Genomic DNA, 25647 nt, shown 5'->3' with positions numbered 1-25647 from the left:
GTCAGATTCCTTCCTTGGGTTCGAGCCCTTGCTCGTTCAGCATCTGCTCGCGCTTGCTGCCCTTGAAGCGGCTACGGATCACCACGAAGAACACCGGCACCAGGAAAATCGCCAGCACCGTGGCGGTGATCATGCCGCCGATCACGCTGGTACCGATGGCGCGCTGGCCGCCCGAGCCCGCGCCGCTGGCGATCGCCAGCGGCAGCACGCCCAGGATAAAGGCCATCGAGGTCATCAGGATCGGGCGGAACCGCAGGTGCACGGCTTCGAGCGTAGCGTCGATGACGCTGCGGCCCTGGGCCTGCAGATCCTTGGCGAATTCCACGATCAGGATGGCGTTCTTCGCCGACAAGCCAATCGTCGCGATCAGGCCCACCTTGAAGTACACGTCGTTGGGCATGCCGCGCAGGGTCACACCGAGCAGCGCGCCGAGCACGCCGAGCGGCACCACCAGCAGCACCGCGACCGGGATCGACCAGCTCTCATAGAGCGCGGCCAGGCACAGGAACACGATGATCAGCGACAGCGTGTACAGCATCGGCTCTTGCGAACCGGCCAGGCGCTCTTCATAAGACTGTCCCGACCACTCGAAGCCGAAGCCCGGCGGCAGCTTGGCGAAGTTGTCTTCCATGATCTTCATGGCTTCGCCGGTACTGCGCCCCGGAGCGGCCTGGCCAGCGATCTTCACCGCCGGCAAGCCGTTGTAACGCTCCAGTCGCGGCGAGCCCATGATCCACTTGGAAGTGGCAAAGGCGGCGAACGCAACCATGTCGCCGTTGCTGTTCTTCACGCGCAGCTTGGTCAGGTCATCGGGCAGCTTGCGGTCGTTGCCTTCGGCCTGGGCGATCACCTTGCGCACACGGCCTTCGTAGATGAAGTCGTTGACGTAGGAAGAGCCGAACGCGATGGCCAGCGTCGCGTTGATATTGGCCACCGACACACCCAGCGCGCGTGCCTTCTCGCGGTCGATGTCGATCTGCAGCTGCGGCGCGTCTTCCTGGCCTTCGGGGCGAACGCCCACCAGCGCAGGATTCTTCGCGGCCATGCCGAGCATCATGTTGCGCGCTTCCATCAGCTTGGCGTGACCCTGGCCGGTGCGGTCCTGCAGGCGGAAGTCGAAGCCCGAGGAGTTGCCCAGCTCGGAGATCGCCGGCGGGTTAAGCGGGAAGATGATGGCGTCCTTGATGAAGGACAGCGCACCAAACGCCCGGCCAACCAGTGCCTGCGCGGTCTCGTCCTTGCCGGTGCGGTCCTTCCAGTCCTTCAGGCGCACGAACGCGATACCGCCGTTCTGGCCGCGGCCGAAGAAGGAGAAGCCCGCCACGGTGATCATCTGGTCCACTACCTTGGATTCCTTCTGCAGGTAGTAGTCCTCGATCTGCTTGAGCACGCCGATGGTACGTTCCTGCGTGGCGCCGTTGGGCAGCTGCACCACCGTGATCATGTAGCCCTGGTCTTCCTCGGGGAGGAAGGAGGAGGGCAGGCGCTTGAACAGCACCACCATACCCACGACGATGAGCGCGTAGATGATCAGGTAGCGCCCGGCGCGCGCCAGGATGCGGCCCACCATGCTCTGGTAGCCGGTGGCGGCGCGTGCGAAGGTGCGGTTGAACCAGCCGAAGAAACCCTTCTTCTCGTGGTGGTGGCCAGCCTCGACCGGCTTGAGCAACGTGGCGCACAGAGCCGGCGTGAGCGTCAAGGCCAGCAGCGCCGAGAACGCGATCGACGCGATCAGCGACAGCGAGAACTGGCGGTAGATGTTACCCACCGAACCCGAGAAGAACGCCATCGGGATGAACACCGCGGTCAGCACCAGCGTGATGCCGACGATGGCGCCGGTGATCTGGCCCATGGCCTTGCGCGTGGCGTCGCGTGGCGAGAGTCCTTCCTCGCTCATGATCCGCTCGACGTTTTCCACCACCACGATCGCATCGTCCACCAGGATACCGATCGCCAGCACCATGCCGAACATCGTCAGCACGTTGATGGAGAAGCCGAAGGCCAGCAGCATGCCCGTGGTGCCCAGCAGGGCCACCGGCACCACCACCGTCGGGATGATGGTCGCGCGGATGTTCTGCAGGAACAGGTACATCACCAGGAACACCAGCACCACGGCTTCGACCAGGGTCTTGATCACTTCCTCGATCGAGATCTTGACGAAGGCCGAGGTGTCGTAAGGCACGGAGTACTGGTAATCGGCCGGGAAGAACTTGGAGAGCTCTTCCATCTTGGCGCGCACCGCGGTGGCGGTGGCCAGGGCGTTGCCGCTCGGGGCCAGCTTGATGGCGATGGCCGCCGAGGCCTTGCCGTTGGTACGGGCCAGCGTGGAGTAGTCGGCACCGCCGAGTTCGACGCGGCCGATGTCCTTGATGCGCACCGAGGAGCCGTCCGGGTTCGTGCGCAGCAGGATATTGGCGAACTGCTCCGGCGTGGTGAGGCGGCTCTCGGTGGTGACGGTGGCGTTGAGCTCGGTGCCCTTGGGCGACGGCGTGCCGCCCAGCTCACCCACGGCGACCTGGACGTTCTGCTCCGAGATGGCGGCGGTGACGTCCTGCGGCGTCAGGTTGAAACCGGTCAACTTGGCCGGGTCCACCCAGATGCGCATGGCGTACTCGGTGCCGAACAGGTCGGCCTGGCCCACGCCCGGCACGCGGCGGATCGAATCGATCACGCTGGACGAGATGTAGTTGCCCAGCTGGATGGCGTCGGCCTGCCCGGACTTGGACGCGACCGTCAGGAACATCATGTAGTTGTTCCCGGCCTTGTCCACGCGCACGCCCTGCTGGCGCACTTCCGCCGGCAGGCGCGCTTCCACGCGCTTGAGGCGGTTCTGCACCTCGACCGAGTTCAGGTCGATGTTGGAGCCCGGCTGGAAGGCGATCGTGATCGTCGACAGGCCGGTGGCTTCGCTGGTGGAGTTGTAGTAAAGCAGCCCGGGAATGCCGTTGAGCTCTTGCTCGATCACCGTGGTGACCGAGTCTTCAAGCGTCTTGGCGGATGCGCCCGGATAGGTCGCCGTGACCGAGATCGTCGGCGGGGCGATGTTGGGGTACTGGGCGATCGGCAGTTGCACCACCGACAGCAAGCCCCCCAGCACGATGATCAGCGCAAGCACCCACGCGAACACCGGCCGGTCAATAAAAAACTTGGCCATAACACTGGCTCCCTTCGAATTGCGCTGTGATTAGCCCTGCTTGGCGTCGGCCTTGTCAGCGGTCACCGCGGCAGGAGCCGAGGCTCCGCTGGCGGCCGGCTGCGTGGCGGGAGCCGAGGCGGCGGCGGTCTTCGAGACAAACGGCACGGCCTTGGCGGGCGCGCCGACCTTGACCTTCTGCAAGCCCTCGACGATCACCTTCTCGCCACCCTTCAGGCCCTCGGTGACGATCCAGCTCTCGCCGATGGCCTGGGGCGCCTTGACCGGCACCGCCGCGACGTTGCCGTCGCCGCCCACCACCATCACCGATGCGCCTTGCGCATTGCGGATCAGCGCGCGCTGCGGCACGGTCAGCGCGTTTTCGTCCACGCCCTGCTCGATCTTGACGCGCACGAAGGTGCCCGACAGCAGCTCGCGCTTGGCGTTGGGGAACTGCGCGCGCAGCGTGATGGCGCCGGTGGTCGGGTCAACCGTCATGTCCGAGAACAGCAGCTTGCCGGTTTGCTCGTACTCGCGGCCGTCCTCGATGAACAGATGGACGCGGGCGCCACCGTCGACGCCCTTGACCTTGCCGCTCTCGATGGCGCGGCGCAGCTTCATCACTTCGCTCGCGGGCTGGGTGAAGGTCACCCAGATCGGGTCGACCTGCTCGACCATGGTCAGCTTGGTGGCTTCGCCGCTGCCGACCAGCGCGCCTTCGGTCACCAGCGCGCGGCCCACGCGGCCGCTGATGGGCGCGGTGACGGCGGTGTAGCCGAGGTTGATCTGGGCGGTGGAAACGGCAGCCTTGGCCGAGGCAATGTCGGCGGTGGCCTGGCCCGCGGCCGCCACGGCTTCGTCGTATTCCTGCTTGCTCACCGCGTTGACGGCGACCAGCGGCTTGTAGCGCTCGGCCTTCTGGCGGGCCGCCACGGCGTTGGCTTCGGCACGGGCAAGGCTGGCCTTGGCCGACTCGAGCTGTGCCTGGTAGGGCGCAGGGTCGATCTTGAACAGCAACTGGCCTGCCTTGACCTCGCCGCCTTCCGTGTAGTTACGGGACAGCACGATGCCGGCAACCCGTGCCCGCACTTCGGCGGTGCGCACGCCTTCGAGGCGGCCCGGCAGTTCATTGATAACAGAAACGGTCGTAGGCGTGACGGTGACGACACCCACTTCCGGCGGCGGCATGGCGCCGCCCTGCGGCTTCTTTTCGCCGCAGGCGGACAGCGCAAGCGCCGACAACACGGCAGCGGCAACGCAAGTGATACGTTGGGACTTCCTCATCGATAACCCCATGATGGCAATTTGAGATCGGCCGCATGCGCTCCCGGTGTCGTATCCGGATACGGCGCGGCCCACCGCTGGCAGATGGCACAGAGGCGGGCAAAAAGAGTAATGCTAGCCACAATTTGCAACGCTGACGTGGCACATGCGACGAAAGGTTGCAAATTAGTAACGACATGCCGACATGGCAGCGTGAACCGTGGAGAGGTGCGCGCCGCCGTCTGCCAGCCCATCACGCCGATGGGCTGGCCGAAAGTCAGGCGAACGCGTATTATATATACATTCAAGCATGTATGTAAGAACTTGTTGCAACGCGGCGATAGCCGCCCTATATATCCACGTCCTAACGCGCCGGCGCGGCGCGCACAGTGCAAGGCGGGCTTCACCGCCAGCACTCAGGGAGACAGAACCAGACCGGTCCCTCGTGGCCGGCACCAGAGAACATCATGGTCAGACGCACCAAGGAAGAGGCGCTTGAAACACGCCATCGCATTCTCGACGCGGCCGAGGCGGTATTTCACGCCCGCGGCGTTGCCCGCCCTTCGCTAGCCGATATTGCGGAGGCGGCCGGCGTGACGCGCGGCGCCATCTACTGGCATTTCAAGAACAAGAGCGATGTCTTCGCCGCGATGTCCGACCGCGTCCACCTGCCGCTCGAGGCCCTGTGCGAGCCGGGACGCATCGCGAGCCAGGAAGACCCGCTTGGCAGCATCCGCGACATCTGCGCCTTTGTGATGCGCCAGACCGTGGAAAACCCGCAGTGGCGGCGCGTGTTCGAGATCGTTTTCCACAAGTGCGAGATGGTGGCGGACAACGGCGCCATCTTCGAGCGGCAGCGCCAGTCGCACCAGGAGGGCACGGTGAAGATGCGCGAGCACCTGCGCATGGCGGTGGACCGCGGGCAGTTGCCGGCCGACCTCGACCTGGACCTTGCCGTCAATGTGTTCCACGCCTCGATTGGCGGCATGCTGTCGCACTGGCTGTTCGCCCCCGAGGAATTCGATCTCGAGAGCAATGCCGAGCGGGTGGCCGACGCCTTCATCGACACCCTCAAGCTGTCGCCGGCTCTGCGCCAGGGTTATGTGGCGCGTCCCGTGCCGAAGCTAGAGGAAGAAGTTGCCTCGATGTGCCAGGAGGCCAAGAAGAAGGCCGAGGCCGAGACCAAGCAGGCTGCGCAGACACTCACCGCCAAAGCGCTACCCGGCTGATCGCCGCAGCGGCGCGAGAGCCGCTCAGCCCCACTCAGCCCCGCACGGCCTCGCGCCAGCGTGCCAGGAAATTGCGCTTGCGCAGCGTGTCCTGCGCCGCCAGCAGGCCGGGGCCGACGCTGATCGGCTTGAGCGCGTAGCCCAGCCGCTCCGACAGCGCCGCCGCGGTGTGCTCGCTGTCGGTGTCGGTGCGGATCGTGTAGAGCTGCGAGGCGCTCTGCCCCAGCAGCGTCTGGCCCGCACGCGAGAGCAGGAAATCCAGCCATAGCCGGGCCGCATTGGGATGCGGCGCGCGGCGCGCGATGAAGGCCACGCGCGACATCACCAGCGTGTAGTCGCGCGGCGCGATGACATCGATCTCCGCCCCGCGCTCCATCAGCGACAGCGCGTACGAACCCAGCAAGTTGTAGCCCATCACGAATTCGCCGGAGGCGATACGCTCGATCATGTTCGCGGTGGACGCCGACAACTGCACGCCGCAGCGCCCCAGCGCCTGGGCCAGATACCAGAACTCATCACCCATGCGCGCGTCCTGCTGCGCCAGCAGGTAGCCCACCCCGGATTTTTCCACATCGTAGGTCACCACCCGCTGGCGCCAGCGCGGCGTGTTTTCCTGCAGCAGGCGCGCCAGGCCGGTGCGGCTGCGCGGCGTGCGCATGCCGGCAAAATGGCGGCGGTTGTAGACGATCACGGCGGGCTCGAAGGTGGTGCCCCAGGCTTCATCGCGCCAGGCAGCCCACGCCGGCAGGCCGGCCCGCTCGGGCGAGGGGTAGCGCAGGGCATGGCCATCGTTGACGAGCTTGATCTGCAGGTCCATTGCCGTGCTCCACAGCACATCGGCGTAGTCGGGGCCGCCCACCTGGCCCGCGCCCAGCGCGGCGCTATCGGCCAGGAAACGGCCGTTCAACTCCAGCGTGTTGAGGTCCTGATAGCGCACCTTGATGCCGGGGTAGCGTGCCTCGAACGCGGCCAGCAGCGGCCGCGCGATTTCCATGTCGGTCGAGGCATGCACGTTGACCGAGCCTTCCTGCACACCCCGCGCGATGATCTCGGCGTAGCTTGCCGGATAGCCCGCCGGCACCGGCGCAACGGCCTGGGCATGCACGCCATGGCTCAGCCCCGCCAGCGTGGCCGCAGCGGCGCCGGCCAGGACGCGCCGCCGGTGCCAGCTTTCTGGCAGTTCGGCAACCATGGCGGGAGGCGTGAAGGGGAAGGGCAAGGGGGACGGGGAGGGGGGCAGCTTGCGCAAGGCGGGAACCATCGGTGGTGACATCGGTGGCCAAAAAAGGGGCCATGGCGCACTCGCCGCGCGCAGCCCGGGGCGGAGGTATTATAAGCGCCCGCGGCGTGTCCTCGCGGGGGCGGCGGCCTTGCCAGCCATGGCGGCGCAGCCATCGCATGATTTCAAACGGACGCTTACCTGGCAGGGGAGGACCGCCGTGCGCTTATTGCTGGTGGAAGACGAGATTGAACTGGCGCGCTGGGTTGCGCGTGCCCTGGAGCAGGGCGGCTTTGTCATCGAGCATGTGGCCGACGGCCTGCAGGCCGAGGCGCGGCTGATGGCCGAGGAATACGACGTGGTGGTGCTGGACCTGCGCCTGCCCGGCAAGGACGGGCTGGCCGTGCTCAAATCCATGCGCGGGCGCGACGACCGCACCCCGGTACTGATCCTGACCGCGCAAGACACGCTCGACGAACGCGTGCGCGGCCTCAACCTCGGCGCCGACGATTACCTGCCCAAGCCCTTCGCCATTGCCGAGCTCGAAGCCCGCATCCTGGCGCTGATCCGGCGTAGCCGCGGCCGCGCGCATCCGCGCCTGCAGTGCGGCACGCTGGTGTTCGACGGCGAAACGCGCAGCTTTACGCTCGAAGGTGCGCCGCTCGCGCTGACCCCGCGCGAATCGACCCTGCTGGGCGCGCTGCTGGCCAAGAGCGGCCAGCCGCTGACCAAGGCACAACTGCTCGACAAGGTGTTCTCGCTCGATGCCGACGTCAGCCCCGATGCCATCGAAGTGCTGGTCTACCGGCTGCGCAAGAAGCTCTCGGGCCACGGCGTGACCATCGTCACGCTGCGTGGCTTCGGCTACCTGCTGGAACCGGAAGGACAGCCCTGATGCTGCGCCGCCTGCCACGGCACTGGTTGCGGCGCTGGCTGCAAGGCAGCCTGCGCCGCCAGTTGCTGCTGCTGCTCGTGCCCGCGCTGGCGGCCATGATGGCGCTCGACACGTGGCTGACCTACGGCACGCTGCGCGATGCCGCCAACGCGGCCTACGACCGCTCGCTGTACGGCTCGGTGCGCGCCATCGACAACGCCATCGGCATGGCCGGCGAAAGCGTGCAGATCGCGCTGCCGGACGCCGCCATGGAGATGTTCGAGACCGCGGCGCAGACCCATGTCTTCTACCGCGTCTCGCTGGAACGCAACGGCAAGATCGAAACCGTCACCGGCTACGACGACCTGCCGCTGCCCAAGGCAGAGATCGCCAGCAACCAGCCGCGCTTCTACGACGCCGACTATCGCGGCGACCCGGTGCGCATCGCCGTGCTGGCGCACCCGGTGTATCGCCCCAACGCCCACATGCGCGTGATCGTGCAGGTGGCAGAAACCGCCGAGCCGCGCTTTGCGCTGATCGCCACCGTGTGGCGCGGCGCGCTGGCGCGCGACGTGCTGCTGATCCTGATCAGCGCGGGCATCCTGGTGGCCGGCATCACCTATGTGCTGCGCCCGCTGGCGCGCGTGCGCGACGACGTGCAGGCGCGCTCCGCCGACGACCTCACGCCGCTGGCCTTCGACCATGTGCCCATGGAAGTCCGCCCGCTGGTCGATGCGGTCAACCTGCACGTGTCGCGCTCCGCCGCCATGACGCAGGCCCAGGCGCAATTCATCGCCGACGCCGCGCACCAGCTGCGCACGCCGCTGGCCATCCTCAAGACGCAAGCCGAATTCGCCCAGCGCCAGCTTTGCGCCAGCGCAGATCCCGCGCGGGCGCGGGACGCCGCCGGTGAGGCGGTAGGCGGCATCGTCACGCAGCTGGAGCAGGCCGCGCGCCTGACCAACCAGCTGCTGGCGCTGGCGCGGGTACGGCAGCACCCGGGCAGCGACGCGCCTGGCGAAGCCGAGCCGCTGGAGCTGATCGACGCCGTGGCCGTGGCCGAGCAGGTGGCGCTGGACTACTTGCCGCTGGCGCGCGGCAAGCAGCAGGATTTTGGCTGGGAGCGCCCGCAGGGGCTGGCGCTGCCCGTACGGGCCGATGCCGCGCTGTTGCGCGAGGCCTTTGCCAATCTTGTCCACAACGCGATCCAGTATTCGCCGCGCGGCAGCCGTATCACGCTTTCCGCCGCGCGCGTCGGGGACGCCGCCTGCCTGGTGGTGGAGGATGATGGGCCGGGCATTCCTGCCGAGGAACGCGAAAAAGTATTTGCGCGGTTTTACCGCCGGGTTGGGAACGTGGAGCCGGGCTCCGGCCTGGGACTGGCGATCTCCCGCGAAATGGCGGCGCGCTTCGGGGGAACGGTAGCGCTGGGGATTGCGCTGCAGGGCAAAGGGGTTCGGGCGGTCCTGACGCTGCCGATCGGGGAATGAGAGGGCGCTAAAAAGACCAGAAAATCCAAAAAAAGCAAATGTCCATACATCCGACCCCACGTAAACCCCACCCCATTGCCTGACAAATTGACAGCCTTTTGACAGTTTCTACCCCCTAGAATCGCGCCATGGCCGCTGTACCGGCCAGACCAAGTCAGAAAGTCAAAGAACAAGTCCGGCATGCAAGCGCTGCCAGGGACAGGAGACAACGCCTAGCCACCCGGTCAACGCACGCAGCGCCGGCGCACCGCACGACTCTCTCGCCCCCGACAGCCAGCTTCACTGCCAGCCGGACACCTCCGGGGTCGGTCCTCGCCAGCAACGCCGGCAACCGTTCACCGGCAATCCTCTGAAAAAGAACAGGAGACCGTAATGCGTCGTTCGATTCATCGCTTTGCCCACGTCGTCATGGCTTCGGCCGCGATCACCGCCACCGTGGCTGCCGCGCCCGCGTTCGCGCTCGACAGCGTGAAGTTCATGATCGGCGCCAACCCGGGCGGCGGCTTCGACCAGACCGGCCGCTCGCTGGGTGCGGCGCTGGTTTCCGCCGGCGTGGCCAAGACGGCCTCTTACGACAACAAGGGCGGCGCGGGCGGCACCATCGGCCTGACGCAGTTCGTCAATACCGACAAGGGCAACCCCAACGCGATGATCGTCACCGGCGCGGTGATGGTTGGCGCGATCGAAACCAACCATCCCCCGGTCACGCTAAAGAACGCCACCCCGATCGCTCGCCTGTTCGCCGACACCATGGTGATCACCGTGCCGGCCAACTCGCCGCTGAAGTCCATGAAAGACCTGACCGCACAGCTCAAGGCCAACCCGGGCAGCGTGAGCTGGGGCGGTGGCTCCAAGGGTTCGATCGACCACATCCTGGCAGGTCTGGTAGCCAAGGAAAGCGGCGTGGATCCGAAGAAGATCAACTACGTGCCTTTCCAGGGCGGTGGTGAAGCCTCGGCATCGATCCTGGGCGGCCACGTGACCGTCGGCCTGGCCGGCGTGTCCGAGTTCCTGCCCTTCATCAAGAGCGGCAAGATGCGCGCGCTGGCCGTGACCTCCAAGGACCGCACCGCCGATATCCCGACGCTCAAGGAGCAGGGCATCAACGTGGAGATCTACAACTGGCGCGGCGTGTACGGCGCGCCGGGCATCACCGCCGAGCAACGCAAGGCGCTGGTGGATGCGGTGGTCAAGGCAACCGAAACCCCGCTGTGGAAGGAAACGCTGGCCAAGAATGACTGGACCCCGTTCCTGCTGACCGGCGACGAGTTCGGCAAGTTCGTGGACAGCGAGTCGGCCCGCCTGGGCGGTTCGCTGCGCGAGCTGGGCGTAGCGAAGTAAGCCACGCTGCCTGAGCGTTTCACCGCATTATCGTTTCAGCGTTTTACCTGTCGGCCCTGCCTGCGGCGCACCGTATCGCTCGGTGCGCATGCGGCAGGCGGGGGTCCGGTGTCCACCTGCGATACCCAAAAACCAAACTACACATCGCCGGACCCCCGCCTTAAGCGGGGACGACAAACCGCGGGACGCCAAGGGCCGGACAACACGGCCGCAGGCACCGCTTGAAGGAGCCACTTCCAATCATGAAACCCTCACACCTGGCGATCGGCATTGCCGTATTGCTGCTCTCCGCCTTCTACTTCGTCGGCCTGTCGGGCATCTCCGGCGACGAAGGCTATGCCGGCCTGTCGCCGCGCTTCATGCCCACGCTGGTTGCCATCGGCCTGGCCGCATGCGGCGCGGCGCTGACCTGGCAAGGCATTCGCGGCGGCTTTCGCAATATGCCGGAAGAAGACGCCGAACTGCCCGACGCCCCGCACAATTTCCGCGGCTTCCTGTGGGTGGCTGCCGGCCTGGTGGCCAACATGGCGCTGATCGGCACACTGGGCTTTGTGCTGGCGTCGACCCTGCTGATGGTCTGCGTGGCGCGTGGCTACGGCAGCAAGCGCTTTGTGCGCGATGCCCTGATTGGCCTGTGCATTACGTTGCCGATGTGGGCACTGTTTGAATTCCTGCTCGGCATCAATTTGCCGTTGCTGCCCGTCGCCGGGTTCTGAACGGAGCTGATGATCCATGGATACGCTTAACCTGCTGATGCATGGCTTTGCCATCGCCATCACGCCAATCAACCTGATGTGGGCCCTGGTGGGCTGCTTCCTGGGCACCGCCATCGGCGTGCTGCCGGGCATCGGCCCCGCGCTCACGGTAGCGATGCTGCTGCCGCTGACCGCCAAGGTGGAACCCACCGCCGCGCTGATCATGTTCGCCGGCATCTACTACGGCGCCATGTACGGCGGCTCCACCACCTCCATCCTGATGAACACGCCGGGCGAGTCGTCGACCATGGTCACGGCGATGGAAGGCAACCTGATGGCCAAGAGCGGCCGCGCCGGCCCGGCGCTGGCCACGGCGGCCATCGGCTCGTTCGCCGCGGGCACCATCGCCACCGTGCTGCTGTCGATGTTCGCGCCGGTCGCGGCCGACGTGGCGCTGCAGTTCGGGCCCGGCGAATACTTCATGATCATGCTGCTGGCCTTCACCACGGTGTCGGCGGTGCTGGGCTCATCCCTGCTGCGCGGCATGACCAGCTTGTTCCTGGGCCTGGGCATCGGCCTGATCGGCATGGACTCGCTCTCGGGCCAGACGCGCTACTCGATGAATGTGCAGGAGCTGTACGACGGCATCGACATCGTGGTGGTCGCGGTCGGCCTGTTCGCGGTGGGCGAGGCGCTGTTCAACGCCTTCTTCCCGCAGCCCGCGGGCGGCTTCAACAAGCTCAGCTCGGTCATGATGACCAGGTCGGACTGGAAGCGCTCGGTGCCGGCGTGGATCCGCGGCACCATCATCGGCTTTCCCTTCGGCCTGATCCCGGCCGGCGGCGCGGAAATCCCGACCTTCCTGTCGTACGCCACCGAGAAGAAGCTGTCCAAGCACAAGGATGAGTTCGGCACGGTGGGCGCGATCGAAGGCGTGGCTGGCCCCGAGGCCGCCAACAACGCCGCCGTGACGGCCACGCTGGCCCCGCTGCTGACGCTGGGCATCCCCACCTCGAACACCACCGCGATCCTGCTGGCGGCGTTCCAGAACTACAACCTGCAGCCGGGCCCGATGCTGTTCCAGACCTCGGGCGACCTGGTGTGGGGCCTGCTGGCATCGCTGTACATCGGCAACGTGATGCTGCTGGTGCTGAACCTGCCGGCGATCGGCCTGTGGGTACGCATGCTGCGCATCCCCACGCCGCTGCTGTATGGCGGCATCCTGATCTTCGCGGGCCTGGGCGCCTACGGCATCCGCCAGTCGTGGTTCGACCTGCTGCTGCTGTTCATCATCGGCGTGCTGGGCATGGCCATGCGCCGCTTTGACTTCCCGACCGCACCGGTGATCGTGGGCATGATCCTGGGGCCGATCGCGGAGAAGCAGCTGCGCAACGCGCTGTCGATCAGCCAGGGCGACTGGTCGATCTTCGTGACCCAGCCGATCTCGGCCACCATCCTGGCCATGACGGTGGCGGTGGTGCTGATCCCGCGCATCCTGGGCTGGCTGGCCCGGCGCTCGGCGCGTGGCAAAGTGGCTGACGCCACAGGTTGATTAGCGCAAAATGCGGGCAAGGCCCGGCACTCCAGGGTGCCGGGCTTTTTGCCTTTTGCTTGTTGACTGTTGACCCGGCTGGCACTGCGCATGTGGTCTCCCCTCTCCCACTTGTGGGAGAGGGGCCGGGGGAGAGGGCGGGCGCTGCCTACGCCGCCATGCCGGAAAAAACCATGGGCTTCGTTTCTCGTGGCTCCTAGCTAAGCCACCCCTCTCCCCAACCCTCTCCCCCTGAGGGGAGAGGGAGTAAACACCGTCGTCATCTCAGATGGCTTTGGCGCAATAGCCAGGCCGCTGCAACATGCCCTCTCTCCTTCACCGTTGGCGTCCGGTCCTCTTGACGCTGCTGCTCGGCCTGGCCGCCGCGCTCGTTTGCACGCTGCTGCACACACCGCTGCCATGGATGATCGGCCCGCTGCTGGCGGTAGCCATCGCGCGCATGCGCGGCGCCGACCTGCGCGCGCCCACGCAGGCGCGCAACGCCGGGCAGTGGGCCATTGGCACCTCGCTCGGGCTTTACTTCACATCTGACGTGGTGGCGCGGCTGATCGAGTTCCTCCCGTATATCGTCGCGGGCTCGCTGTTTGCGCTGCTGCTCGGCTGTGGCGGCGCCTGGCTGCTGCGCAAGACCACCGGCGTGGCGTTCAAGACGGCGTACTTCTCCACCGCCATCGGCGGCGCGTCGGAGATGGCCAACCTGGCCGAGCGCAACGGTGCGCGCATCGACCAGGTGGCGGCTGCGCATTCGCTGCGCGTGCTGATGGTGGTGGTGGCCGTGCCCGCGCTGTTCCAGTACGGCGGCATCCACGGGCTTGACCCATACGTGCCCGGGCCACGCACGGTGGACTACCTGTGGCTGCCCGTGCTGATCGCGATCACGGTCAGCGTGGCGCTGGTGCTCAAGCGCTTCAACCTGCCCAATCCCTTCGTGATCGGCACGCTGCTGGCAGCCGCCGTGCTGACCGCCTCGGGCTTCGAGCTGTCCGCCATCCCCACGTGGATGAGCCGCGCCGGCCAGCTGATGATCGGCGTGTCGCTGGGCGCGCGCTTCTCGCGCGACTTCCTCCATACCGCGCCACGCTTTCTCGGCGGCGTGGCGGTGTACACGCTGGCGGCGCTGGTGCTCTCCGCGCTGTTTGGCTGGGGCCTGTCGGCACTGTCCGGCGTGCATCCCGCCACCGCCATCCTCGGCACCACGCCCGGCGGCATCGCCGAGATGTGCATCACGGCCAAGGTGCTGGAGCTTGGCGTGCCCCTGGTCACCGCCTTCCACGTGATCCGGATGGCCTTCGTGGTGCTGTGCACCGGCCCCCTGTATCATTGGCTCAAACATCGTGCCGCGCCGCAGGAGACGGAATAGCAACCTGGCCCGGCCCCATCCCAGACAAACGGGCGTGCCATGCCAGAGCCAACGCTAGTACCAACGCCGGAATCCGGCTTCACGCTTGCCGATATCGACCACACCCTGCAGCGGGTACTGGCGCCATGGGTGCGCCAGCTCGGGCTGCGTGCCGAGCACGTTGATGCGCAGGGCGTAACGCTGCGCCTGCCTTTTGACGAATCATTTCGCCATGCGGGTGGCGTGGTGTGCGGCCAGGTGCTGATGTCCGCGGCCGATACTGCCATGATCGTGGCCATCGCCAATGCACTTGGCGCCTTCAGGCCGATGACCACTGTCACGCTCACCACCAACTTCATGCGCCCGGTGATCGAGGGCGACGTGCTGGTGCGCGCCAATGTGCTGCGCCTGGGCAAGACCGTGGTGTTCGGCGAAATCGAGCTGACCGGCACCGATGGCAAGCTGGCCGTGCAGGCCACTACCACTTACGCGCTGCTGTGAGCGGCGCATCACCCAATTGCACGCCAAATCGCACGCCAAATTGCACGCAATCTCCCAAGCCATCTCCATGCATGAGCCCCGCAGCCTGACGCCTGCCCCCATCCAGCCCGCCGCCGCCTCGCCGTTCGACCAGGTGGTGTTTGCCGGCGGCGGCAACCGCTGCTGGTGGCAGGCAGGCTGGTGGGATACGGTGGCGCCCGAGCTGGGGCTGCGCCCGCGCGTGATCACGGGGATCTCGGCCGGGGCCGCCACGGCGTGCATGATCTATACGCACGACTCCCGCCAGGTGATGGCGTACTACGGCCAGGTGCTTGCCGGCAACCGGCGCAATGCGTACTGGGGCAACCTGCTGAGCAAGCAACGCGTGTTTCCGCATTACGGCATCTACCGCACCGCATTGCTGAACATCTTCGGCGAGGGCCGCCTGGCAAACCTGCAGACGGCGCCGGAGATCCGCATCGGCGTGGCCCACATCCCGCGCTGGAGCGGCCCGCGGCTAGCGGTGATGGCCGGGCTGGTCGCCTACAACATCGAGAAGCACTGGCTCAAGACCTTGCACCCGCGCCTGGGCCGCAAGCTAGGGTTTCATCCCGAGTTCGTGCGCGCGCAGGACTGCGGCTCGCCCGAGCAGCTGGCGGACCTGCTGCTGCAATCGTCCTCGACCCCGCCCTTCACGCCGGTGCTGCGGCGCGACGGCCGGCCCGTGCTGGATGGCGGCATGGTCGACAATGTGCCGGTCGACGCGCTCGACGCAACGCCCGGCAACGTGCTGGTGCTGGTGACGCGGATCTATCCGCGCCCGCGCCGCTTTGTCCTGCAACATGGCGTGCAGCGCCGGCTCTACCTGCAACCTTCGCAACGGGTACCGATCTCGAGCTGGGACTACACCCAGCCCGGCGCGATGATCGGTGCCTACGAACTCGGCCGGCGTGACGGGGAAACCTTTTTGCGTGACTGGCCGTCTGTCATGAAGACGGAGCTTGGCACCGCCGGGTAGCGCTCCCGCGCGCCGGCCGTGCTCGCGGCTCCGTCATCACGATGTGCAATGCGGCCTTCGCGCCGCTACTGGAGGCATTGATGACGAAACGCCAGGCAAGATCCACGACCGAGCGTCAGAGCGCCCGCAGGGCCAGCACCGAGCAGGCTGTCGAGCAAGTCCCCCGTCGTGGCAAGCGCAAGGCCGGCGCGCAGCGCGAAGCGGATTTCGTGGTGATCGGTGCCGGCTCGGGCGGCGTGGCGGCTGCGCGGCGCGCGGCCACGCTGGGCGCGCGCGTGGTGCTGGTGGAGCGCGACGAGATCGGCGGCACCTGCATCAACCGGGGCTGCGTGCCCAAGAAAATGCTCTCGTATGGTGCCAGCCTCGCGGCGGTACTGTCAGGCTGCCTTTCGCACACCGGCGGCAAGGAAGACTGGAGCGATGCCATTGTGCGCGTCAACGCCGAGATGGCGCGGCTGCACGTGGCCTACACGCACCGGCTGCAGCAAGCCGGCGTGGAACTGCTACGCGGCGACGCCACGGTGAGCGCCGCCGAGCAGGTACAGGTGGGCGCCGAGACCATCCGCGCCAAACGCATCCTGATTGCCACCGGCGCACGGCCGCGCGCGTTGCCGGTGCCGGGTGGCGAGCTGGCCTGCACCTCCGACGACATCTTCACCTGGCAAAGCCTGCCAGCCTCGCTGGTGGTGATCGGTGGCGGCTATGTGGCGGTGGAGCAAGCCTCGATCCTGTCGCGCTATGGCGTCAAGGTGGAGATGCTGGTGCGCGAGGCGCGCCTGCTGGCGCGCTTTGACCACGAAGTGGCCGAGGCGCTGGCCGAGGCGCTCACCGCCAAGGGCGTGCGCCTGCATTTCAATGCCGAGGTGACGCTGCTGAACCAGGCCAACGGCGCCATTGACGTGTGCTACCGGCAGCATGGCAATGGCGCGGATCGCGCGGACGGCGGCAACAATGGCAACGGCAAGGACCGCATCCAGACCGTGCGCGCGCAGGCCGCGCTGGCGGCTATCGGGCGCGACCCGCATTGGGATGGGCTAGGCCTGGAGGGGCTGGGCATCGCGAAAACGCAGAAGGGCGGCATCCAGGTGGACCGCTCGTTCCGCACCAAGGTGCGCTCGATCCATGCCATTGGCGATGTCATCGACGGCTTGCACCTCACGCCGGTGGCCGGCGCTCAGGGCCGCTGGCTGGCCGACCGCCTGTTCGGCCGCCGCGGCGACCGCGCGGATTTCGACCTGGTGCCAACGGCGGTGTTCTGCGAGCCGGCCATCGGCAGCGTGGGACTGACGGAGCAGGCGGCCATCGAGGCAGCTGGCAAGCCCGAGCGCATCCACACCGTGGTGCGCCGCTTCGTCTCGCTGGAGAATCGCTTTGCCGGCAGCGAGCAGGCGTCCATGGTCAAGCTGGTGGTGAATGCGCGCAGCGGGCGCGTGCTGGGCGCGCACATGATGGACAATGCCGCCGCCGAGATCATGCAGGCGTTTGCCGTGGCGGTGCGGCTCGGGGTAAAGCTGTCACACCTGCAGACCACGGTGCAGCTGCATCCCACCGTGGCCGAGGAGCTGTTCGGCTAGGCGCGCCGCCGGATTCAGGCCGGCTCGGCCATCGCCGCCGGCTTGGCGCCCTCGCACGGATCGGGCCGCTTGTGCACCGGCACCAGCACCACGCGGTCATAGGCACCGATCTCGCGGCCGCTGGCCTGCTCCAGGTAACCCACGCTGTAGATCGCGCCCGGCTCGGCGGCGAGCCAGCGCGGCGCGCCCACATCGCGCCGCACGTGGCCGTTGCCGGCGATCAGCACGGCGCCGCGGTCGGCGTATTCACGCATGGAGGCAGCCATTACCGCATCGCGCGCGGCCTGCGCGTCCAGCATGCCGGGCAGCATGGCCTTGGGGAAATTGCCGCAGTGGCCACGGTCGAGCACCGCGGTCTGCTCGGTCACCACGTCCGCGGGCAACGGCGCGGCGAGGCCGAGGCGCTTGCGCTGCGTCGCATCGAACACGCCATCCAGCCCGCCGCGCATGATCTTGCCCGCATCCGCGCGCGACAGGTTGGCCGCCACCAGCGGCAGGTCGTAGCGCAAGGCCAGCGCCACTACCGGCGTGTAAAGCTCCCACTGCCAGCTCTTGCCACCCGCCTGCGCCACGACATACGCCGCGTCGCCGGGCCGCTCGCGGCGGGCGCGGTCGATATCGGCCTGGCGCTCGCGGTCGAACTGTTCCATCGCGATGGCCGGGCGCCAACCGGCCGCCAGTGCGTCCGACAACGCCAGCAGGCGCCGCTTTTGCCCATCGGCGTTGTCGTGGACCTCGCCCAGCAGCACGTAGGTCTTGCCGGTGAACTGATGCGCGACATCGCCAGCCACGGCGGCAGGCGGCGTGCCAGCGCAACCGGCGAGCGCGGCGAACATGGCGGCCGCGAGCGCCAATCCGGCGGCGCGGGTAGGGACAAAGCTGGCTAGGCTGGCAACGCTGTGACGAATCTGCATGGCTAAGTAATCCTGGTTGCGATGGCTCGCTCGTGCTCATTATTGCGCAGTTTTACTGCGCAGCCGCGGCTTCCGGCACATACACCATCGAGCCGTCCTGCAACCGGTACGCCACGCCGGCCTTGGTGCCGTCGCCGCTGCCGACCTGGCCGCTGGCCTGGTAGCGCACGACCTTCTCGCCTTGCTTGGAGACGATCTCCATGTTGGGCTTGCCGGGATTGGTGATGATGGTGACGTCCGCGTGCGTAAACGGGTTCATCGGGTTCTGCGCGATGGCCACCAGCAACGCGGCGATCACCACCAGGAACACGTCGATCAGGTTGACCACCGACAGGATGGGATCGTCGGCCTCGCTCTCCTCCAGGAACTTCATGCGCCGACCTCCCACTGCGGTTGATGCTTGCCCAGCCACACCAGCTCCTCGGCGAGCCAGCGGCGGCGCACGTTGACCACCCAGAAGGTGATGCTGGCAGCGATCAGCGCGAGAATCACCGCGGAAAACGCGATGGTGAGGTTCTCTCCCACGTTGGCGAGGTTGCCGCCGGACAAGCCCTTGAGCGCGGGACCCATCGGGATCATGGTGGCCACCAGTCCCAGCATCGGCGCGACGCGCGTGGCAATGCGCGGCCACTCCAGCAGGCGGTGCGCGGTCACGTCGAGCGTGTCCGGGTCCTGGATGCGGTGGCGCAGCGCGAACGCCACCAGCACATAGCCGCGCCCCGTCTCGATGCCGTGGCGGCGGCGTTGCCAGCCTTGCGTGATGAACTCGCCGAGCGCCCAGAAGGCGTACAGGAACAGCAGCCCGATCAGGGCCAGCGTCGGAAACAGGAACAACTGGCCGACGTCGTACATCAGGGTTTCAAGCAGGGTAGGAGTCATGATGCCTCAGCGGGTTTCGGATTGCTTTTGGAAGAAGGGCGCAGCGCCAGCGCGGCGGCGCGCGCTGAGGGCGCCGCCCAGCATGGCGCCGGCCAGTGCGATGCCGCCGGCAAGCCACGACAGCACGGGCACGAGAGCCGCCGCGGGCGGCGTTTTCTCTACCAGTTGCATGCCTTGCACCGGCACCGTTTGCGGCTGTGCCTTGGGCTCGGGTTGCGGCTCGGGTTGCAGCTCGGGCTGCGGCTTGGGTTTGGGCTGCGCTTGCTGCTGAGCAGGACGCGGTGCCGCCTGCGGGGCTGCTGCTGCCGGTGCGCCGGCGGGCGGTGCCGCCGGAGCCTGCGTGCCATAGCCCGCGGCGCCGGGCGCCGTGGCCTGCTGCTGCACGTAGCGATTGAAGCTGCGGTTGTCGCTGCGGATATCGTGCCGCTGCGACAGCGCCTGCCACCTGTCGGCCAGCGTCTTGAGCATCTCGGGATCGGCCCCCCAGTAGCCCTTGCGTGCGGCTTCCAGCATGCGCTCGATCACCTGTGCCTGGGCCTGCGGCGCGTTCTTCTCGAACCATGCGTCCAGGCCGAGCTTGTGCTTGTCCTTGACGTAGACCTCGGCGAACTCGGTCCACTGGTCGTCGCGCACAATCTCCGGCGCGACCGCGGTCCAGCCCCAGAAGTTGTTGACGGTATCGAGCACATTGAGCGCGCCGCTATAGCCCTCGGCCTTCATGCCTTCGATCCAGCCGGGATGGAAGTAGCGCGTGCGCAGCTCGGTGGCGAGGAACGATGCCGCCGTCTGCGTGCGCGCGTTGTTGGCGTCGCGCAGGTTGGAGATCAGCAGCTCCGGCGCCTTGCCCGTCAGGTGGCGCACGGCCAGGCCGATGCCGCCGAGATACTGGAAAGGATCGTCGGTGGTCAGCATGCCGTACAAGTTGGAGCTGCGCGCCAGCAGCGCGCCTTCCACGCCCTTGAGGTTCTCCGCGTAGAGATTCAGTTGTGGCAGTTTCTCGCCCCACGTCTTCTCGTCGGGCCCATAGCCGTATTGCATGCGCTCGAGATAAAGCTTGGCCAGCTTGGCGTCCGCTTCCTTGCCGCTGCCGAAGCTGTCGCTGGCCAGCGTAGCGTCGTTCAGTCCCGTGCCATAGTTGCCGGTTTCGCTGGCGAAGATGCGCGTGAGCGCCAGCGACTCGATGCGCTCCGGGGTCATGTCCGCGGCCTTGCGTTGCGCCAGCCGCGCGCTGAGCGCGCGCGTGCTGGCGGCAACGGCGTTGTCGAGCTCGGGCTGCGCGGCGGCGAGCTTGACCGCTTCGGCCAGCCACTTGATCAGGTTGGGGAAGTGATCGCGATAGAGGCCGGTCGCGGACAGCACCACGTCCACGCGCGGCCGCCTGAGCTCGGCGGCGGGAATCGCTTCCACGCCGACCACGCGGCCGCCGCCGTCCCACTTCGGGCGGACGCCCATGGCGGCCATCGCCTGCGCCTCCAGCATGCCCTGATGGCGCATGGTCTCCACGCTCCACAGCGAGAAAGCCAGCTTGGTGGGCCACTTTCCGTTGCGCTTGCGCCAGTCGGCAATCATGCTCTGGGCCGCGGCCTGGCCGGCCTGCCACGCTTCGCGACTAGGTACCTTCGAGGGATCGAACCCATACAGGTTGCGCCCGGTCGGCAGTGCGTCGGGATTGCGCACCGGGTCGCCGCCGGTGCCGGCCAGCACATAGCGGCCAGCCAGCGCGGTGAGGATGGATTCGCTCTCCGGCGCGGCGTCCAGGCTGGCGTACAGCGTGCGGGCACGCTGCATGTCTTCGCGCTGTTTGGCGTCGGCAAGGTTGGTCAGCGGCGCGCCGTCGATCACGTACTTGCGCAGCATGGCGTACGGCGCCGATTGCGCGAGCTGTTTGTAGTCAAGCGCGAACAGTTCTTCCGGCTCGTCGGGAAACACGCGCTTGAGCCACGGTTGCCCGAGCATGGCCATCACCGTGTACAACCGCAGCTCGGGATCCTGCGACTGGCCGAACGTATGCAGGCCGTAGGGCTGCAATGCGCCGGCGAGCTCGTGCAGATGCGTGTGCAGCGCGTCGAGGTATTCGGCAAACTGCGCGCTCGCGCGCGCTTGCGGCCAGCCCATGTCGTCGAGCAGGTGCATGCGCGCGCTGCGCTTGAGGACGTCCTCGCGCAGCGTGTCCTTCACTGCGCCGTCGTCCTGTTGCAGGTAGTTGTGCAACTGGTCGTGCAGCGCCGACAGATCGGTGTGCAGGCCCGCCGGCTTGAACGGCGGCGTCTGGTGGCTGACGATGGTGGCGCGGCCGCGGCGCTTGGCCTGCAGCGCCTCGCCCACGTCATCGACGATGTAGGGATAGATCACCGGGACGCTGCCGAGCACCAGGTAGGGCTGGTCGGTCACGGACAGGCCGCGCTCCTTGCCCGGCGTCCATTCCTGCGTGCCGTGGGTGCCGTAGTGCACCAGCGCCTCGCGCCCTTCGCGCGCCCACAGGTAGGCCGCCATGTAGAAATGGCTAAGCGGCGTCTTGGTGGAGTGATAGAGCGCTTTCTCGGCGGCTTCGTCGCGCTCGCCGCGTGGCGGTACCGGCATCAGCGCCACGTTGCCGAGCTGCAGGCGCGGGATGGCGAAGCCGGCCACGCCGTTGCGCCTGATCGCCATCGACGAGGCTTCGGGTTCGCCCCAGCGCGCGCTGACCTCGGCGCGAAACGCAGCGGGTTGCGCGTCGTACCAGCGGCGGTATTGCGCCATCGGCATCCACACCGCGCGATCCGCGTCGAGCAGCGCGGCAAGCTGTCCATCGCGGTAGAAGGGCGCGAGCAACGCGCCCAGGTCGCGCTGCAGCGTGAGCGCATCCGCAGCGTCGGTACGGTAGCCGGCCGCATGCAATGCGGCCAGCGTGGACGACAGGCTGCGCGGCAGGTTGAGGAACGATGCCGACAGATTCTTCTCGCCCGCCGGATAGTTGTAGAACAGGATCGCCACGCGCTTGTCGGCGTTCGGCGTGCGCTGCAGGCGCGTGAGCGCCAGCGCCTTGTCCGCCACGGCATCGAGCTGCGCCGGCAGGCTGACGATGCTGCCGTCCTTGTGCGAGGTGGCGGCGGCCAGCATGGGATCGCTCACCCCGGCCAGCTCGGGCTGCACGAGGTAGAAGGGCGTGTCGGTCAGGCTGATGCCGTGCGGGTCGCGCTCCCAGTCCTGCGCGTCGCCCTTGCGATAAGGCATGACCTGCAGCACCGGGATGCCGAGCGCCTCGAACTCCGCCTTGCGGCCTGCCGCGTTGAGCATGATCTGGCCGTTGATGAGCACGTCGACGATGCGCTTGCCGCCGGGGGCGGCCATGCGCAGCACGCCGTGCGCATCCATGACGCCGCTGTAGAACACCAGCGCACGCGCGCCGCGCGCTTCGATGCGCGTGATCAGGTCGTCGATGAAGGCGCTGTCCAGACCCGACACGTAGGCCTGGTGGATGGCGACGCCGATCACCGGCTCGCCCGCATGGCCGGACACCTTGAGCGCGTCGTCTGGCGATGCGGTGACCACGCTGGCGAGCCGCGGATGGTAGTAAGCGGCCTTGGGGAAAACGACCGGCGCGGGAATGGCGTTGTCCGCGTGCAGCTTGAACTGCTGCGCGGCCAGTGTGCGCATCATCGCGTCGAAGTTGGCGCGGCCGCCGTTGACGTAGTACGCCTGCAGCTTCGCGCCCAGCGCGCTATCCACGCCGTGCGCATCGAAGCGGTCAGTGGCAATCAGCAGGCGCGGCACGCGCGCATGGGTCCACAGCGGCCCGAGCTTGGCCAGCATCTCGGTGACGATGTGGTCGCGCGGCGCGTCCAGGATCAGCAGGCCGGCGCCGTCGATAAACGGCGCGATATCCTGCGCGCTCATGCGCTCCAGGTAGCGCGCGTCCAGCGTCATGCCGTGTGCGCGCGCCATGGCCTGCAGCGGCTCGAACTTGCCAGCGGGCACCGGCGAGGTGGTCAGCACCGCGATGCGCGGCGCTGCCGACGCTGGCTGCATGCCGAGCACCAGCCAGGTTATCCACAGCAGGCACAGCGCGCGGAGAAACCGCATCTTGGTCTTATCTTGTGGGGACATGTCGGGTCGATTCGCCTCCGGTCAGAACGACAGCTTCACGCTGGCGGCAAAGGTACGTCCTGGCTGCGTGTAGAAGTCCAGGCCGGGCTCGCTGGCGGCCACGCTGCCTTGGCGCACATCGCCCCACAGCCAGTACTTTTTGTCGAACACGTTATTCACCGACAGCACCAGGCTGGCGTAGCGGTTAAAGCGCCACCAGCCCTGGATGTCGGCCACGCCATAGCCGCCCGGCTTGAAGTAGGCGAACGAGGTGTCGTCGGTGCGCGTCACGGCGCGCGCGCCGCGCCAGCGCAGGCTGGCGCCCTGGCCCTGGCTGCTGCTGCCGCGCTCCCACGTCAGCGCGGCGCTGGCGCGCAGCGGCGAGACGCTGTTGAGGGGCTGGCCGGTCTGCTCGTTATTGCCGTGCGCGTAGGCCACCGTGCTATCCACGCGCCATTGCGGCAGGAAGCGGTAGCTGCCGCGCCACTCGGCGCCATAGATGCGCACGCTGCTCTGGTTGCGGTACTGGTACGTCGCACGCAGGCCGGCAAGACAAGCGGGGTCCGACGGGCAGCGCAGCGCGACTTGCTCGATAAAGTCCTTGTAGCGGTTGTCGAACACCGCGACGCTGGTCTGCACGCGCTCATCCGTATAGCGCGCGCCGATTTCGAACGAGCGGCTCTTCTCCGGGTTCAGGTCGCCATTGGGCGCGGCGCCGTAGCCCTGGATGGTGTTGCGGAAGCTGCCGTTGATCTCCTGGTAGTTGGGCGCGCGGTATCCGAATACGTACTGGGCCCACAGGTTGATGCGGTCGGTGGCTTGCCACAGCGCGGAGAGCTTGGGCGACAGTGCCGAATCGCTCTTGCTGATGGCGGGCTTGGAAGCCACGCTGTTGTAGAGCTTGTCGTCATCCGGGCCGAGCGAGTAGTGGTCAAAGCGCAGGCCCGGCGTGAGCGTGAAGCGGCCGCCGGCGAACTGCAGTTCATCCTGCACGAAGATGCCGGTCTGGCGCGTTTCGCCCTTGGGAAAATCGTGGATCGGGAAGTTGTCGCCGGCCAGCGATTTGGACACCACGCCGGTGGTGCGGTTGTAGGTGGTGCCGTCGCGCATCTCGCTGGTCTGGGTACGCAGGAAGTCCACGCCGGTGATCAGGCGGTGGCCAACAATGCCGGTGTTGAACGACTTGTCGGCCTGCACGTTGAAGCCGGTCTGCTGCTGGCGGAAGCCGAACAGCAGGTTCACGTCGCACAGGCTGCTGCCCGCCGTGGAGCCCGAGCAACCCGAACTGGTGCGGCTGCGCACCTGGTTGGTCACGGTGTTGGACTCGCTCTCCTGGTAGAACACCGCCGCGCTCAGGCGATCGATGACGCGGCTGGCCGGCTTCCATTCGTAGTCCAGGCTGACGCGGTTGCGCGACAGGTCTTCGGTGCCGCTGGCGGAGGTCACGCGCGGCAGCGCCGTGGACAGCCGGCGGATATCGGTGAAGGTGTCGTTGTCGCGATGCTCGTAAGTCAGCTTGAAGCGATGGCCCGCGGCGGGGTCGAGCACGATCTTGCCGAGCCACGCGTTGGTCTCGCTGTTCTGCGGATTGGCCTTGGTGCGGCCGGTCGACGTGGTGTCGTTGCCGCCCATGCTCTGCACTTCGTGCCCCTTGCGGTGCGCGTACATGAACAAGCCCTTGATGGCCTCGTTGCCGCCAGCCACGCCCGCGGTCTGGCCGAAGCTGCGGTCGATGCCGTTCCACGACAGGCCGGCTTCGCCACCCACCGCGCGCCCGCGCATGATGTCCTCGGGATCCTTGGTGACGTACGACACCACGCCGCCGATGGCGTCCGAGCCGTACAGGCTGGAAGCCGGCCCGCGCAGCACCTCGACCCGCTTGAGGAAGGAGAACTCGGGCGCGTCGCGCGTGGCGCTGGACAGGTTGGAGGGGCCGCCGCCGTTGTAGTAGTCGGGCAGGCGCACGCCGTCGACCATCAGCAGCACACGGTTGTCTTCGATGCCGCGGATATTGATGCTGCCGGCGCCAAAGCGGCGACGGTCGCGGGGCACGTCGATATCAGGCTCATCGGCGAACAGGGCGGTCTCGTCAACGGGCTGGGCGCGTTCGATCCGGCTGGCGTCGATGGCGGTGATGGTGGAGGCAACGGCGTCGGCACGCTCCTCGGTGCGTGTGGCGGTGACCACCACCTCGCTTAAGTGGCGGGCCGGGTCGGCGGCCGGCTCGGCAGCCAGGGCAGGGCCACCAAGGGCGGCGCAGACGGCGGCGATGGGCGCGACTCGGATAGAGGCAGAGGCGCGCAAGCGCGCCAGACAGCGGCGTTTCATGGATTTTCCCTAAAGAAAGCGAAACGCTGGCTGGCTAGTGCGAAAACTGTGGCTCGCTCGCGTGGTCAGGCGTGGCTCGGCGAACCCGGTCACGCATTATTGAGAATGCGAATTATTATCAATAAGTAACCATTTGTAAAGCATGGATCACCACAATCCATGCTCCTGCGCACGAAGCGCCGCGAGTCGTGGCAATGCTGCAACGAAGCCGAAACAAAAAGGGCGGTGCCGACCGATACGGCACCGCCCCCGAG

The 25647-nt window shown here is 67.2% G+C and carries 18 protein-coding genes; 10 read left to right on the top strand and 8 right to left on the bottom strand.

The genetic code is table 11. The features are described 5' to 3' along the window. Position 1 precedes the first annotated feature (1 nt). Both AC1RQC_RS02520 and AC1RQC_RS02515 read right to left on the bottom strand, forming a co-directional pair. Positions 2-3154, bottom strand: coding sequence for an efflux RND transporter permease subunit (locus tag AC1RQC_RS02520; protein ID WP_492373254.1), 3153 nt, complete (start codon positions 3152-3154; stop codon positions 2-4). A gap of 30 nt (positions 3155-3184) precedes the next feature. Beyond that, on the bottom strand, positions 3185-4417 hold the full coding sequence (locus AC1RQC_RS02515; RefSeq protein WP_492373255.1) for an efflux RND transporter periplasmic adaptor subunit: 1233 nt from the start codon (positions 4415-4417) through the stop codon (positions 3185-3187). 446 nt (positions 4418-4863) lie between these two features. On the opposite strand from AC1RQC_RS02515, the gene AC1RQC_RS02510 reads away from it, so the two are divergent. Beyond that, positions 4864-5625, top strand: coding sequence for a TetR family transcriptional regulator (locus AC1RQC_RS02510; protein WP_492373256.1), 762 nt, complete (start codon positions 4864-4866; stop codon positions 5623-5625). A gap of 34 nt (positions 5626-5659) precedes the next feature. Here the strand turns inward: AC1RQC_RS02510 and AC1RQC_RS02505 are convergent, their stop codons facing one another. Further along, entirely contained in the window at positions 5660-6817 is a 1158-nt protein-coding gene (locus AC1RQC_RS02505; protein WP_492373260.1) for an ABC transporter substrate-binding protein, read from the bottom strand. Positions 6818-7064: 247 nt separating this feature from the next. Between AC1RQC_RS02505 and AC1RQC_RS02500 the strand changes: the two genes are divergently transcribed. The 9 genes from AC1RQC_RS02500 to AC1RQC_RS02460 all read left to right on the top strand — a co-directional run bounded on the left by AC1RQC_RS02500 (position 7065) and on the right by AC1RQC_RS02460 (position 17207). Continuing rightward, a complete protein-coding gene (locus AC1RQC_RS02500; protein WP_043352486.1) occupies positions 7065-7739 on the top strand; it encodes a response regulator in 675 nt (224 codons plus the stop codon). Next, on the top strand, positions 7739-9208 hold the full coding sequence (locus tag AC1RQC_RS02495; RefSeq protein WP_492376765.1) for a sensor histidine kinase: 1470 nt from the start codon (positions 7739-7741) through the stop codon (positions 9206-9208). Before AC1RQC_RS02500 ends, AC1RQC_RS02495 begins: the two co-directional genes overlap by 1 nt. Before the next feature lie 372 nt (positions 9209-9580). After that, positions 9581-10549, top strand: a complete 969-nt coding sequence (locus tag AC1RQC_RS02490) for a tripartite tricarboxylate transporter substrate binding protein (protein WP_150986401.1) — start codon at positions 9581-9583, stop codon at positions 10547-10549. A 242-nt stretch (positions 10550-10791) separates the two neighbouring features. Continuing rightward, the gene (locus tag AC1RQC_RS02485) at positions 10792-11265 is read left to right on the top strand and encodes a tripartite tricarboxylate transporter TctB family protein (RefSeq protein WP_043350988.1); all 474 of its coding nucleotides are present in this window, start codon (positions 10792-10794) and stop codon (positions 11263-11265) included. Between the two features lie 16 nt (positions 11266-11281). Then, on the top strand, positions 11282-12796 hold the full coding sequence (locus AC1RQC_RS02480; RefSeq protein ID WP_492376764.1) for a tripartite tricarboxylate transporter permease: 1515 nt from the start codon (positions 11282-11284) through the stop codon (positions 12794-12796). 301 nt (positions 12797-13097) lie between these two features. Next, positions 13098-14156 carry an AbrB family transcriptional regulator gene (locus tag AC1RQC_RS02475; RefSeq protein ID WP_492827584.1) on the top strand — a complete coding sequence of 353 codons (1059 nt, stop codon included), beginning with the start codon at positions 13098-13100 and terminating at the stop codon, positions 14154-14156. A 39-nt stretch (positions 14157-14195) separates the two neighbouring features. After that, complete coding sequence (locus AC1RQC_RS02470; protein WP_492375452.1) at positions 14196-14636, top strand: PaaI family thioesterase; 441 nt, start codon at positions 14196-14198, stop codon at positions 14634-14636. A gap of 67 nt (positions 14637-14703) precedes the next feature. After that, positions 14704-15633 carry a patatin-like phospholipase family protein gene (locus AC1RQC_RS02465; protein WP_492882375.1) on the top strand — a complete coding sequence of 310 codons (930 nt, stop codon included), beginning with the start codon at positions 14704-14706 and terminating at the stop codon, positions 15631-15633. Positions 15634-15713: 80 nt separating this feature from the next. After that, positions 15714-17207 (top strand): dihydrolipoyl dehydrogenase family protein, encoded by a 1494-nt coding sequence (locus AC1RQC_RS02460; protein WP_492375454.1) that lies wholly within the window; start codon positions 15714-15716, stop codon positions 17205-17207. 14 nt (positions 17208-17221) lie between these two features. Here the strand turns inward: AC1RQC_RS02460 and AC1RQC_RS02455 are convergent, their stop codons facing one another. From AC1RQC_RS02455 to AC1RQC_RS02435, 5 genes are read right to left on the bottom strand one after another with little or no spacing between them, the layout of a single operon-like run. Continuing rightward, complete coding sequence (locus AC1RQC_RS02455) at positions 17222-18121, bottom strand: ChaN family lipoprotein (protein WP_492809218.1); 900 nt, start codon at positions 18119-18121, stop codon at positions 17222-17224. Positions 18122-18173: 52 nt separating this feature from the next. Further along, positions 18174-18494 carry a DUF2149 domain-containing protein gene (locus AC1RQC_RS02450; RefSeq protein WP_441640460.1) on the bottom strand — a complete coding sequence of 107 codons (321 nt, stop codon included), beginning with the start codon at positions 18492-18494 and terminating at the stop codon, positions 18174-18176. Next, positions 18491-19000 (bottom strand): MotA/TolQ/ExbB proton channel family protein, encoded by a 510-nt coding sequence (locus tag AC1RQC_RS02445; RefSeq protein WP_492375456.1) that lies wholly within the window; start codon positions 18998-19000, stop codon positions 18491-18493. The genes AC1RQC_RS02450 and AC1RQC_RS02445 overlap by 4 nt, the downstream gene beginning before the upstream one ends. A 6-nt stretch (positions 19001-19006) precedes the next feature. After that, positions 19007-23086 (bottom strand): cobaltochelatase subunit CobN, encoded by a 4080-nt coding sequence (gene cobN / locus AC1RQC_RS02440; protein WP_492882374.1) that lies wholly within the window; start codon positions 23084-23086, stop codon positions 19007-19009. Between the two features lie 21 nt (positions 23087-23107). Next, positions 23108-25393, bottom strand: a complete 2286-nt coding sequence (locus tag AC1RQC_RS02435) for a TonB-dependent hemoglobin/transferrin/lactoferrin family receptor (protein WP_492882373.1) — start codon at positions 25391-25393, stop codon at positions 23108-23110. Between the last annotated feature and the right edge of the window lie 254 nt (positions 25394-25647).

This window comes from Cupriavidus sp. GW822-FHT03E04 (assembly GCF_058801495.1).
The sequence above is the reverse complement of the archived record's forward strand: the minus strand, read 5'-3'. Positions and strand labels throughout refer to the sequence as shown.

What these genes read in the sequence shown, in the direction of transcription:
- AC1RQC_RS02520 (WP_492373254.1), bottom strand. Translation starts at nt 3,154, where the DNA reads ATGGCCAAGTTTTTTATTGACCGGCCGGTGTTCGCGTGGGTGCTTGCG.
- AC1RQC_RS02515 (WP_492373255.1), bottom strand. Translation starts at nt 4,417, where the DNA reads ATGAGGAAGTCCCAACGTATCACTTGCGTTGCCGCTGCCGTGTTGTCG.
- AC1RQC_RS02510 (WP_492373256.1), top strand. Translation starts at nt 4,864, where the DNA reads ATGGTCAGACGCACCAAGGAAGAGGCGCTTGAAACACGCCATCGCATT.
- AC1RQC_RS02505 (WP_492373260.1), bottom strand. Translation starts at nt 6,817, where the DNA reads ATGGTTGCCGAACTGCCAGAAAGCTGGCACCGGCGGCGCGTCCTGGCC.
- AC1RQC_RS02495 (WP_492376765.1), top strand. Translation starts at nt 7,739, where the DNA reads ATGCTGCGCCGCCTGCCACGGCACTGGTTGCGGCGCTGGCTGCAAGGC.
- AC1RQC_RS02490 (WP_150986401.1), top strand. Translation starts at nt 9,581, where the DNA reads ATGCGTCGTTCGATTCATCGCTTTGCCCACGTCGTCATGGCTTCGGCC.
- AC1RQC_RS02485 (WP_043350988.1), top strand. Translation starts at nt 10,792, where the DNA reads ATGAAACCCTCACACCTGGCGATCGGCATTGCCGTATTGCTGCTCTCC.
- AC1RQC_RS02480 (WP_492376764.1), top strand. Translation starts at nt 11,282, where the DNA reads ATGGATACGCTTAACCTGCTGATGCATGGCTTTGCCATCGCCATCACG.
- AC1RQC_RS02475 (WP_492827584.1), top strand. Translation starts at nt 13,098, where the DNA reads ATGCCCTCTCTCCTTCACCGTTGGCGTCCGGTCCTCTTGACGCTGCTG.
- AC1RQC_RS02470 (WP_492375452.1), top strand. Translation starts at nt 14,196, where the DNA reads ATGCCAGAGCCAACGCTAGTACCAACGCCGGAATCCGGCTTCACGCTT.
- AC1RQC_RS02465 (WP_492882375.1), top strand. Translation starts at nt 14,704, where the DNA reads ATGCATGAGCCCCGCAGCCTGACGCCTGCCCCCATCCAGCCCGCCGCC.
- AC1RQC_RS02460 (WP_492375454.1), top strand. Translation starts at nt 15,714, where the DNA reads ATGACGAAACGCCAGGCAAGATCCACGACCGAGCGTCAGAGCGCCCGC.
- AC1RQC_RS02455 (WP_492809218.1), bottom strand. Translation starts at nt 18,121, where the DNA reads ATGCAGATTCGTCACAGCGTTGCCAGCCTAGCCAGCTTTGTCCCTACC.
- AC1RQC_RS02450 (WP_441640460.1), bottom strand. Translation starts at nt 18,494, where the DNA reads ATGAAGTTCCTGGAGGAGAGCGAGGCCGACGATCCCATCCTGTCGGTG.
- AC1RQC_RS02445 (WP_492375456.1), bottom strand. Translation starts at nt 19,000, where the DNA reads ATGACTCCTACCCTGCTTGAAACCCTGATGTACGACGTCGGCCAGTTG.
- cobN (WP_492882374.1), bottom strand. Translation starts at nt 23,086, where the DNA reads ATGTCCCCACAAGATAAGACCAAGATGCGGTTTCTCCGCGCGCTGTGC.
- AC1RQC_RS02435 (WP_492882373.1), bottom strand. Translation starts at nt 25,393, where the DNA reads ATGAAACGCCGCTGTCTGGCGCGCTTGCGCGCCTCTGCCTCTATCCGA.